14 protein-coding genes and 1 pseudogene are annotated in these 11411 nt (G+C 33.0%); 10 read left to right on the forward strand and 5 right to left on the reverse strand.

Going from position 1 to position 11411, the window contains the following annotated elements; translation table 11 throughout:
* Positions 1 to 16 precede the first annotated feature (16 nt).
* Positions 17 to 682: a DUF421 domain-containing protein gene (locus tag ACZDYH_RS10915; protein WP_000923924.1), complete on the reverse strand. Its 666-nt coding sequence runs from the start codon at positions 680 to 682 to the stop codon at positions 17 to 19.
* A 161-nt stretch (positions 683 to 843) separates the two neighbouring features.
* Here ACZDYH_RS10915 and ACZDYH_RS10920 point away from each other — a divergent pair, with 161 nt between their 5' ends.
* The 4 genes from ACZDYH_RS10920 (at position 844) to ACZDYH_RS10935 (ending at position 3443) form a co-directional block, all read left to right on the forward strand.
* Positions 844 to 1422 carry a YdcF family protein gene (locus ACZDYH_RS10920; protein WP_006928736.1) on the forward strand — a complete coding sequence of 193 codons (579 nt, stop codon included), beginning with the start codon at positions 844 to 846 and terminating at the stop codon, positions 1420 to 1422.
* Between the two features lie 147 nt (positions 1423 to 1569).
* Positions 1570 to 1887: a magnetosome magnetite crystal formation protein family gene (locus tag ACZDYH_RS10925; protein ID WP_000678055.1), complete on the forward strand. Its 318-nt coding sequence runs from the start codon at positions 1570 to 1572 to the stop codon at positions 1885 to 1887.
* Positions 1888 to 2036: 149 nt separating this feature from the next.
* Complete coding sequence (gene nfsA / locus ACZDYH_RS10930; RefSeq protein WP_016122206.1) at positions 2037 to 2771, forward strand: oxygen-insensitive NADPH nitroreductase; 735 nt, start codon at positions 2037 to 2039, stop codon at positions 2769 to 2771.
* A gap of 87 nt (positions 2772 to 2858) precedes the next feature.
* Positions 2859 to 3443 carry a type 1 glutamine amidotransferase family protein gene (locus ACZDYH_RS10935; RefSeq protein ID WP_016122207.1) on the forward strand — a complete coding sequence of 195 codons (585 nt, stop codon included), beginning with the start codon at positions 2859 to 2861 and terminating at the stop codon, positions 3441 to 3443.
* Between the two features lie 346 nt (positions 3444 to 3789).
* On the opposite strand, the gene ACZDYH_RS10940 is transcribed toward ACZDYH_RS10935, so the two are convergent.
* The 3 genes and pseudogenes from ACZDYH_RS10940 to ACZDYH_RS10950 all read right to left on the reverse strand — a co-directional run bounded on the left by ACZDYH_RS10940 (position 3790) and on the right by ACZDYH_RS10950 (position 5600).
* Positions 3790 to 4515 (reverse strand): sulfite exporter TauE/SafE family protein, encoded by a 726-nt coding sequence (locus ACZDYH_RS10940; protein ID WP_016122208.1) that lies wholly within the window; start codon positions 4513 to 4515, stop codon positions 3790 to 3792.
* A gap of 221 nt (positions 4516 to 4736) precedes the next feature.
* Positions 4737 to 5339 (reverse strand): annotated as a pseudogene (locus ACZDYH_RS10945) (MFS transporter); the annotation flags it as partial.
* A gap of 141 nt (positions 5340 to 5480) precedes the next feature.
* A complete protein-coding gene (locus ACZDYH_RS10950; protein ID WP_000120179.1) occupies positions 5481 to 5600 on the reverse strand; it encodes a YjcZ family sporulation protein in 120 nt (39 codons plus the stop codon).
* Positions 5601 to 5832: 232 nt separating this feature from the next.
* Between ACZDYH_RS10950 and ACZDYH_RS10955 the strand changes: the two genes are divergently transcribed.
* Both ACZDYH_RS10955 and hfq read left to right on the forward strand, forming a co-directional pair.
* A complete protein-coding gene (locus ACZDYH_RS10955) occupies positions 5833 to 6051 on the forward strand; it encodes an aspartyl-phosphate phosphatase Spo0E family protein (RefSeq protein ID WP_000291689.1) in 219 nt (72 codons plus the stop codon).
* 52 nt (positions 6052 to 6103) lie between these two features.
* Positions 6104 to 6292 (forward strand): RNA chaperone Hfq, encoded by a 189-nt coding sequence (hfq, locus tag ACZDYH_RS10960; RefSeq protein ID WP_000400664.1) that lies wholly within the window; start codon positions 6104 to 6106, stop codon positions 6290 to 6292.
* Between the two features lie 27 nt (positions 6293 to 6319).
* Here hfq and ACZDYH_RS10965 read toward each other — a convergent pair whose 3' ends face one another.
* Positions 6320 to 6922: an HD domain-containing protein gene (locus tag ACZDYH_RS10965; protein WP_000400766.1), complete on the reverse strand. Its 603-nt coding sequence runs from the start codon at positions 6920 to 6922 to the stop codon at positions 6320 to 6322.
* A 172-nt stretch (positions 6923 to 7094) separates the two neighbouring features.
* On the opposite strand from ACZDYH_RS10965, the gene ACZDYH_RS10970 reads away from it, so the two are divergent.
* From ACZDYH_RS10970 to ACZDYH_RS10985, 4 genes are all read left to right on the forward strand, one after another.
* Positions 7095 to 7928, forward strand: a complete 834-nt coding sequence (locus ACZDYH_RS10970; protein ID WP_000504191.1) for a flagellar motor protein MotP — start codon at positions 7095 to 7097, stop codon at positions 7926 to 7928.
* A gap of 19 nt (positions 7929 to 7947) precedes the next feature.
* Positions 7948 to 8625, forward strand: a complete 678-nt coding sequence (locus ACZDYH_RS10975) for an OmpA family protein (protein ID WP_000033627.1) — start codon at positions 7948 to 7950, stop codon at positions 8623 to 8625.
* A gap of 150 nt (positions 8626 to 8775) precedes the next feature.
* Positions 8776 to 9144, forward strand: coding sequence for a response regulator (locus ACZDYH_RS10980; protein WP_000940565.1), 369 nt, complete (start codon positions 8776 to 8778; stop codon positions 9142 to 9144).
* Positions 9145 to 9273: 129 nt separating this feature from the next.
* Positions 9274 to 11292 (forward strand): chemotaxis protein CheA, encoded by a 2019-nt coding sequence (locus tag ACZDYH_RS10985; protein ID WP_001192608.1) that lies wholly within the window; start codon positions 9274 to 9276, stop codon positions 11290 to 11292.
* Positions 11293 to 11411: the final 119 nt, after the last annotated feature.

The raw sequence follows: 11411 nt of genomic DNA on the forward strand, positions 1-11411 counted from the left end.
CAATTAAGGGGATTTTTTATTCCTTTAAACTAATCGCAAAAGATCCATCTGTTTCTTGAACAGAAGCAAAGGCAACGTTTTTAATATTTGTAATTCCTTTTTCTTTTAATTCTTTATATAACCATTTTTCATCTTTATGTATTAACTTTAAGTTATCGTATTGAATTTGTGAATCGACGATAAGTGCAATTGGTAATCCAGCATACTTAACTTCTATGTTTAAATCCTTTGGAGTTAATGGTACAAGTTCTCTTTTTGGTAAAATACTAATAGCGCCGTTCGCTTCTAAAATAGCGTATTCAATTTCATGAACACTTGGATATCCTGCAACGCGAAGATTAGAAAGTAGTTCTGCAATGGGGTATCTACTTTTTTGTAAGTTCTCAAAAATAATATCACCATGTTTAATTAAAATGATAGGGTGTCCAAGAATAAAACGATTTAGTTTGTTGAATAGGCTTAATTTTGTAAGAAGTAAATGTAAACATGTGATAACAACCATACCGAGAAATGCTTGTAAAGCACCAGAGACGGGTATGGCCTGGAAAGCTAAATAAGATAAAAAGATTATAGCCCCAAAATCATGAGGAGTTAGTTGTGCTAACGCGGATTTACCGAGTAACTTAAGCGATAGTAAAAATAAGATAAAAAAGAACGACACGTTACATAAAAAGAGAAGCAATAGAGACACTCCTTCGTGTAAAGTTGTACTTACTATTCCCGAAAGTAATATAAATATTACCTTTCAGAGGATAAATTAGGGTTTATTGGAATCTGTCTGTATACAAACAAATAAATGGATATTATCATGAAGGAAGTAAAAGAAAATAGGAGTATATGAATATGAGAAAGAAGAAAATAATGAAGGGCATTTTAGTTGTTATAATGATTTGCGCCGTGTATGCGGGTTTTTTACAATATCACATTTATAAGCATGGGCATATGAATGCAACCTACGATGCTGATTACATAATTGTACTAGGATCGAAAGTAAATGGGACGAAACCATCTTATTCATTGCAATATCGTATTGATAAAGCAGCTGAATATTTAAAATCACATGAGAAAACAATCGCTATCGTATCTGGAGGACAAGGAAAAGGCGAAGACATTTCAGAAGCATTAGCAATGAAACAAGGACTAATAAAACAAAATATCGCAGAAGACCGCATTATAATGGAGGACAAATCTACGAGTACAGATGAGAATATTACATTCTCAAAACCGTTAATTCCAGCCGATATGAAAAAAGGTATGATCGTAACAAACGATTTTCACATGTTTAGAGCGAAAAAAATAGCGGCCAAACAAGGTTTACAATTAGAAGGTCTTCCGGCAAAAACACCGAAACCAATCATCATTCCATCGAATGTACGAGAATATTTAGCAATTACAGAGTATTGGTTTATGAATCGAATATAGTGAAAGTGATCCCGTCTGAAACTCAGGCGGGATTTAGTTTGAGGAAAATCTTACAAATATGTCACGTTCGTGAAAGGTAAAGCGATAGTTTCTAGAATGATTTCCTGACATAATGAAGGTAACAAAAACTATTTAGAGGTGAATCGGATGAAAGGAAATAATATTTTATCTTCGTTATGTTACTTTAGTATCTTTTTTGCACCATTTTTACTACCAATTATCGTGTACTTTGTTGCAGAAGATGAAGTGAAGTATCACGCGAAAAAAGCATTTTGGTCACATGTTTTCCCATACGCAATCTTATTTGGAGGACTAGCAGTATCAGGCATGTACGGTTTAGGTTTCAATCAATCTGACGGTGCTGGAATTGGAATGGCTATCACATATGCAGTGTTCATTCTTGTAGGAATTTACTACTTCATTTGGAATATCGTAAAAGGTATTAAAGTTTTGAAAACGGCGTAATATGATAAGTGTAATTTCATTTACCGTATCGATAAACGTTTTAAAAAAGAGCAGTTCAAAAAGAATTGCTCTTTTTGTGCTTATAAGTTGTGAAAATTGAAAAAGATATGTTAATTTTTCATTATGAAGAGAAAAAAGGAGTGATTTTCATGAATGAGATCATACATAAGATGGAGCAACATGTTTCAGTTCGTAAATATAAAGAAGAATCAATTCCGAAAGATGTAGTAGAAAAGATGGTGCACGCTGCGCAACATGCAGCTTCATCACATTTTGTACAGGCGTATTCTGTTATATATGTAACAGATCAGGAATTAAAGGCTAAACTAGCAGAGCTATCCGGAAATCGTCATGTGAAGGACTGTGCAGCATTTTTTGTTTGTTGTGCAGATTTAAAACGACTTGAAATTGCATGTAAAAAACATAGTACAGAGATAAAGCATGAGGGAGTAGAAGACTTTATCGTTGCGACGGTAGATGCTTCGCTTTTTGCGCAAAACTTAGCACTAGCAGCAGAATCGCTAGGATACGGTATTTGTTATATTGGTGGTATTCGTAATAATCCGAGAGAAGTGAGTGAACTGCTTCATTTACCTGATAAAGTATATCCTGTATTCGGAATGACAGTCGGCGTACCAGATGAAGATCATGGAGTGAAACCACGTTTACCAGTAGCAGCAATCCTTCATGAAAATGGATATGATGAAAAGAAATATGATGAATTATTAAATGAATATGATGAAACGATGAGCGCGTATTATAAAGAAAGATCATCAAACAAGAAAAACGTAACATGGACGGAATCAATGAGTTCGTTTATGTCTAAAGAAAAAAGAATGCATATGAAAGAGTTCTTAAGTGAAAAAGGATTAAATAAGAAGTGAGTAAAGAGGCAAACCTGTGATGTAGGTTTGTCTTTTTTGGAGGAGAAAGGTCATTGTCTTCGAATAAGTATAGAGGGAGGGGATAATATGAAAAAAGCTTTAATCTTTTTATTTGATGGATTTGCAGAATTTGAAGTGAATATAGCGAGTTTATTTTTGATCAGTAAGGAATTCGAAATAATAACAGCAACAGTAGATGGAAAAACAGTTACAGGAGAAGGCGGGTTTTTGTGTCAACCACATGTCTCTATGGAGCATATTGAAGTAGCGGACTATGAAGTGTTTATCGTACCAGGAGGACATATTTTTGATCATTTAGAAAATGAACAATTGTTATCTATCGTGAACGAATTACATAAGCAAAATAAATGGATAGCGGGTATTTGTGCAGGAACATCTTTACTACATGCGGCTGGAGTGCTTAATAAGAAGAAATTCTCAACATCATTAACATCTGGTGAAAAACAGTTAGCACATTTACATGAATGGGAATATAAACAAAATAAAGATGTAACTGTTGATGGAAAAATAATAACAGCGGTAGGGTCTGCGTACGTTGAATTTGCTACTGAAATAATGAAGCAACTCAATTTATTTAATGAAGGTGAAGCGAAGGAGAACCTGCAATATTTTAAAAATGTAACAGAGATTTGTGATAAAACTTTAGTATAAGTGAATAGTTTGATTGTTAATACCTAAGCCCAGAAAGTTGTTTATTCTTTCTGAACTTAGGTATTTTGTTTGTTATCATATACATAGAAATAAAAATTAATAATTTTTTACAAAAGTGATAGAAAATGAGAATGAAATGCCAATAGTAAGTAAAAGCGGCATAATAGCCGCTTTTTATCGTTTTATTTAGTATTTGATTTGAAATGTTTATCTTATGAAAGAAAGATTATTGCTAATTGTAAACTGTCAATAAAGTTATTTAAGTTTTGATATGGAATACCCTGCCGGAAAATACAGCAATAATTTTGTTTGAACATATCTGTTATGGCGCAATCTAAAGCATCTTCTATAACAAGTTCAAACTTTCAATAAGAAGATACCCCCCTGTACAACTTAAAAGAATGTACGTAAATATTTTAAAAATCCGTTGATTAAGCCATTTAAAAATAATTTGACCTATAAACAAACCTAAAAATACAATTGGAATGGCATAAAAACTTGATTCCCAAATGGTTTTGTTTGTGCCAGTAAAGAGTATTTGAGTTACTAGGCTAATGAAATATATAAACAAATAAAAAGCTAATGTAGTTGCTCTTAACTTCTCTTTTTCAGTATCAGTTCCTGTAAAATAAAGTAACAGGGGTGGGCCGGGCATACCGATACTTGTCGTTAAAAGACCAGATAATCCACCAACTATGAAATCTCTAGATTGTGTTGATCTAATCTTAACGTTGCATATTAGCAATAATGTTAATAGTAAGAGTAGGATGCTAACTGCTAATTTAAAAGTGTTTATGTTAACGGAAATGAAAATTAAAATGCCAAAAGGAACACCAACTATACTTCCAAAAATAAACCTTTTCAGTAGAACAAAATCAACGTCCATTCTTATTTTCCAAATGAGTGAAATGGAAATAATTAAAGATAAAATAATGTTTATTTGTATAGCTTCTTGTGGTAGAAATAACATAAGTAAGAAAGGGGTTGCCATTATGGAAAAGCCAAAACCTGTACTTGCTTGCAGAATAGAAGCCACTAATATAATACATACGAAAATGAATGTTATACCCAAAACAGCCCTCCTATTTAATCAAGTTTAACTAGTTAAAGTCTATTATTTAAGTGCAATATTTCACAAACTCATTTGTATTTTAACATAAATATCTAGTTTTTTCTCAAATAGTATTGCCATATAAGGCTCTTTAACTAAAAAATCCGACTTACATTTTGAAACAATTTTATTATGGGGAAACAAATAATGAATGGGATCAAAATGTATTGATTATCATTAATTTATTCACTGAGATCCCCGCGATAAAACAAGAACAGCCATATAAAACTTACAAAAATACAGCATGTAGCTAATAAACTGCCAATCATTTGAGGAGAAAGAATTTCTAACAGCCCTCCTGTAAAAAACATCGATAACTGAATAAGAGATCCGTAAATAGAATAATGGAATGAAAAAACTTTACCTATCATATTTTCGTGTGTGTAAGTTTGAAGTAATGTCGTATCAAGTGGAACGATGATTCCTCCTGCTATACGCATACAGAATAAAGTAATGATACCGATAATAAGTTGATCGGATAGAATGAATCCGAGAAAGAAAATTCCTTGTAATAAGTAGGCCCAACCGAATACTTTTTTCATTTTTTCTTTATTATGGGATATATAAAGATTAACGAGAAGGCTTCCTATCATAAGCCCAGCCCCTTGAACCGTATATAAAATCCCAATGTTCGTATGGAAAATTTTTTCGGCATAGATCGTTAGAAGTAGTTGATAAGCGCCTCCAATAATGCCCCATGAAATGCCGACAAGAATTAATGTTAAAATGATTTTTGTTTGTAATATGTATGTATAACCATCTTTTATATCAGTGAAAAATGTTTCTTATTCCATAGTAAACAATATGTTGCTAGTTGAAATCGCAAATAAGAGGGATATAAATTCATACGAAAGTATGAAAAAAAACAGCTCATATTTGAGCTGTTTTTCTATAGTTTTTCGTTCATTTTTCAAGGATAGGATATATTAATATCCGTATCCGCCGCCACCCCAACAGCTACATCCGATGATGATTAGAAGGATGAATAGTACGATAAGCAAAGCAAATCCACCGCCGAAACCAGCGCAACTTCCACCATAACTCATATGTTTTCCTCCTTTTTAGTAAGTTAATCTATATGGTTCATGGACTACTATATACAGTATGTTTTTTGTATAGAAAACGAGCCAGTCTCATTTATAATTAGACAAATGCCTGTAGATTCATTAGGATTGCATGTTAGTGATTTGTAAATAAACCTTTACGTAATTCATAATTTAGGCATAAAAAATAAAAAATTGTAAAAAAAACCATTTTCTTATTTTTTTATGAGAGAATATGTACTATAATTTTACAAGTAATATTATGGGAAAAGGGAGTTTTAGTATAGAGATGGAGATGGGACAATTAAAAAATAAAATAGAAAACAAAAAGAAAGAGTTAATTCAACTTGTTGCGAGACACGGATTGGATCATGATAAAGTTTTGTTATTTAGCCGAGATTTAGATATACTTATTAATAAGTTTATGAATGTAAAAGACAAAGTGCATAAATAAAAAATTTATAGTTTTTTATATTAAGATGTTTCACGGAAAGGGGGGACAGTAATTGGAACATTTACAGGAAGAATTGTATAAACAAATAAAAGAAGAAAAAGGTACAGTTACAATTTTCTTAAAGAGTGGTGTTAGAATAATAGGAGAAGTTGTTGGAGTAGATAAATTTACAGTTTTAATCTTAGTGGATGGAAAACAACAGCTTATTTATAAGCAGGCTATATCAACAATAATGAAATAAGACACTCTTGTTGAGTGTCTTATTTCATTATTGCTTGCATGCCTCAACATCAATGCCGGCAGCAATTAACTTCTTTTCTCCATCTTGTTCAATAATTTTTTGTAATTTAGATAGGAAAGAATCAAAGTTTGTATGCTTTGCTACTTGGAATGTCATTTTATGTTCAATTGGTAGCCACGTATCAATATCAGCTTCGTTATGCTGAATTTTTACCTCAAGTTTATCGAGTGCATTAGCAACTTTTGCTTCGTACGTTTCTTTCGCTTCAAACTCTATCCATAAGTCATATAATTCCTCACCGAGAGAACCTGTTAATGTTTGTTTAATATTTAAAATAGCTTCTAGTTCATTTTTTTGTTTTTGTAGCTGTAATTCATGACTATTCATTGTATCAAATGCAGGGATATCACCAGCTTCGGCTTCGACTAGGTCGTGAATAATAACCATTTTAAGTAATTTCTCAATATTTACTTTTTGATCCAAATAAGGTTCAACTAAAATGGCCATTAGAGACATACGCCATGTATGTTCGGCAACACTTTCTTGACGTCCGTTGGAAAGCCAGCTATGTCGCATTTCATATTTTAGTTTTTCTGCTAATGCAATGACTTGTAAAATGTTGTGTTCCATCGTGATCCTCCTCATTTATTCATACCATAATTCTAATATAGAAATGAAATGTGTCAATTTAATGAGTATATTGCGATAAACAGATGATAAGCGTATAATACATGTTATATGTGAAAACGTATTATTAAAATAAAAAAATGTTATATAAAAATGGAAAGGAAAGGGCAGAAATATGGGAGAGAAAAATCAAGTATTAGCTAGACCACAAAGAAGAAAAAGGAAGTTTGATATTTCTAGCCCAGTGGGCATTATAGTAGGTTTCATTATAGTGATAGCGGCAATTATGCTTGGCGGCGGTGGAATAAAAGCTTTCAAAAACTTTTTAGATGTTTCATCTATTTTAATTGTCATAGGGGGAACAACAGCGACAATTGTTGTGGCATATCGATTTGGAGAAATAAAAAAATATACGAAAAGCATTTTTACTGTTTTACATAGAAGAGAAGAAGATTTAGAACAGTTAACGGATTTGTTTGTCGATTTTTCGAAAAAGTCTAAAAAGCACGGCTTGCTTTCTTTAGAGGTAGATGGAGAGCAAGTGGATAATCCTTTTATTCAAAAAGGAATTCGATTAATGTTAAGCGGTTACGATGAAGATGAATTAAAAGAAGTGTTATTGAAAGATATTGAAACGGAAGTGTATGAGTTAAGAAAAGGAGCAGCATTATTAGATAAAATTGGTGATTTTGCTCCAGCTTGGGGCATGATAGGGACTTTAATTGGTCTTATCATTATGCTCCAAAACTTACAAGATACATCGCAAATTGGTACAGGGATGGCAGTTGCGATGTTAACGACATTATATGGGTCTGTACTTGCGAATATGATTGCAATCCCTCTTGCGGAAAAAGTATATCGTGGTATTGAAGATTTATATACAGAGAAGAAGTTTGTAATAGAAGCAATTTCAGAATTGTATCGTGGACAAATCCCTTCTAAATTAAAGTTGAAACTGGATACATACGTATACGAAACAAAGGTAAAAAAGGTAAAAGGAGCAGCCTAATATTTCAAGGAGTGGTATGATGAGTAAAGGACCGCAAAAGGGATCGCCTCGTTGGATGACGACTTTTACAGATTTAACGATGTTATTATTAACTTTCTTTGTATTACTAGTTGCTACATCAAAGCAAGATGCAGTAAAATTGTCAAAGATGCTTGAAAAGTTTAGTGATACGGGGCAAGTAGATGCAAAAGTAATGGAAAATACAATACCAGATATTTCACATGAAAAAAATGATGAAAAAATGATCTCAAAAAAGAGAATGGATGAATTATATAAGAAGTTAAAAGCGTATGTAGATAATAACGGTATTAGTCAAGTGAATGTATATCGGGAGGATACAGGGGTAAGCGTCGTTATAGTAGATAATTTAATATTTGATACAGGCGATGCAAACGTTAAGCCCGAAGCGAAAGGGATAATAAGTCAATTAGTTGGATTTTTTCAATCCGTACCTAACCCAATTGTTGTAGAGGGACATACAGATAGTAGACCTATTCATAACGAGAAATTCCCTTCTAATTGGGAGTTATCTTCAGCACGAGCGGCAAATATGATTCACCATTTAATTGAAGTGTATAATGTGGATGATAAAAGGCTAGCTGCGGTAGGATATGCAGACACAAAGCCAATTGTACCAAATGATTCACCGCAAAACTGGGAAAAAAACCGTCGCGTTGTTATTTATATAAAAGAGTAGTATATTATTATTTTAATAATAAAATAATAAAAATACGAAAATTCTTTTAAAAAAATATTAAATTTTATCATTTTATTTTGTATAATGAGTGAGAATGATAAGGTGAAATATTAAGATATATTTATACATAGAAGGAGAGAATTAAAAAGAATGGCACATAAAATTTTAGTAGTAGACGATGCGATGTTTATGCGAACGATGATTAAAAACTTATTAAAAAGTAATGCTGACTTTGAAGTTATCGGCGAAGCAGAGAATGGGGTAGAAGCGATTCAAAAGTATAAAGAACTTCAACCTGATATTGTAACATTAGATATTACTATGCCAGAAATGGACGGGCTTGAAGCATTAAAAGAAATTATTAAAATTGATTCAAGTGCAAAGGTTGTTATTTGTTCTGCAATGGGACAACAAGGTATGGTATTAGATGCAATTAAGGGCGGGGCAAAAGACTTTATTGTAAAGCCATTCCAAGCCGATCGTGTAATTGAAGCTTTAACAAAAGTAGCAAATAGTTAATATAGAAGGGGTGCCACAAGGAATCAAAACAGTGATAGCAGATCGACGTGTGGCCCCCTTTTTTCTCATTGTAAAACACTAAATTGTTATACATAAATGAAATGTTTGTTAGACAGGTAGGGGATAAAAATGCAAACAGATCTATTAAATATATTTTTCGAAGAGTCAGAAGAACATTTACAGTCGCTAAATGAAAATGTGCTAGTGTTAGAGCAAAATCCTGCTGATATGGATGTTGTGGGAGAAATATTCCGCTCCGCTCATACATTCAAAGGTATGTCTGCGAGTATGGAATTTACGGAGATGGCTGATTTAACGCATAAGATGGAAAATGTGTTAGATGAAATTCGTCATGGAAATATAGTTGTAAATGCGGATATTATTGATGTGATTTTTGAGTGCATTGATAATTTGGAGAAGATGGTTGCAGATGTGCAACAAGGTGGAATGGGCAATATTGATGTAGCCTCAACTAAACAGAAATTAGAAGCGTTATTGAACGGCAATGTAGAAACTCCTACGGAACATATAGAGCAAAATCATATAGACAACGATGATGCAGTTTCGCATGAAGTGCATATAACAGTTGAACAGCAAGCGATTTTAAAAGCAGTACGTGCCATTATGTGTATTGAAGCATTGCAAAATGTAGGGAATATACAAAAAACAGCTCCGAGTATTGAAGAAATTGAAGCAGATGCTTTCGGATTTGAATTTACAGTATTTATGGATACGGATTGTAGTATAGAAGAATTGAAACAAGTAGTACTTCATGTTTCTGAAATTGAGAAAGTGGAAGTAAAGCAAGGAGAACCTATATCGAAGGAAGTAGCTTCTAAAAAAGTCGTTACACAAGAAGTTGTGCAAGTAGAAGAAAAGCTACAACCAGCTGTGGCTACGCAGGTAGAATCACCAATAGAGGCAACGAATCAACCTTCAAGTGCTATGCCAGCTAAAAGTACTACAAAAACGAAAAATGCTAAAGTGGAGAATCGTTCAATTCGTGTTCAATTAGAGAAAATCGAAAGATTAATGAATATGTTTGAAGAAAGTGTAATTGAACGTGGGCGCATTGATGAATTGGCTCAAACGATTCAAAACAAGGAGCTAATTGAACATTTAAATCGATTAGGCGATATTTCAAAAGATATTCAAAATGTACTATTAAATATGCGTATGGTGCCGATTGAAACTGTGTTCAATCGTTTCCCGCGTATGGTACGTATGTTAGCGAAAGATTTAGGGAAAAAAATCGATTTACAAATTACAGGTGAAGATACTGAAGTAGATAAAATTGTTATTGATGAAATCGGTGATCCGCTCGTTCATTTAATTCGAAATGCAATCGATCACGGTGTTGAAACTGTTGAAAAACGACGTGATGCAGGTAAAAATGAGACAGGTACGATTAAATTAGAAGCCTTTCATAGTGGAAATCATGTCGTTATTCAAATTACGGATGATGGAAACGGTATTAATAAAGGGAAAGTATTAGAAAAAGCGATTAAAAATGGCGTTGTAACTGAAGCAGATGCGAATAGATTAACAGATCGTGAAGTGTTTGATCTTATTTTCCAACCAGGATTTAGTACAGCTGAAGTTGTATCAGATCTTTCTGGACGCGGTGTCGGATTAGATGTTGTAAAACATACGATTCATAGTTTAGGTGGACATTTAATTATTGATTCTGAGGAAGGAAAGGGAAGTACATTTAGAATTGAACTTCCATTAACGTTGTCTATTATTCAATCTATGCTTGTTCAAACGAATGATAAGCGTTATGCTTTACCTCTTGGAAATATCGTTGAAGCAATTCGAATTAAGAGAGAAGACATCCAATCCTTACAAGGGAAAGATGTGTTAAATTATCGTAATCAAATTATTGAAGTGAAACATTTAAGTACTGTATTTGGTGAAAAAACAGTAGATGAGGCGTTTGCGTCATATGATGGTCAAATGGTTCCTGTGTTAATTGTTCGTAATACACATCGCAGCTATGGACTTATTGTAAACACAATTATCGGTCAAAGAGAAATAGTCTTAAAGTCATTAGGTGACTTCTTTGCAGAGAGTTCTAACTATTTCTCTGGTGCGACGATTCTCGGTGATGGACGAGTGGTCCTCATTTTAAACCCAGAAGGTTTATAATAGGAATGAAGGAAAGCTCCCCACTTGTATACAATTGGGGAGCTTTTTGGCTAATTGCTACGAATCTAATAATGGGATACATAGTAACGTTTTATACTAATGAGTTTGCTAAAATAAAA

The organism is Bacillus sp. EB V-12, assembly GCF_056158125.1.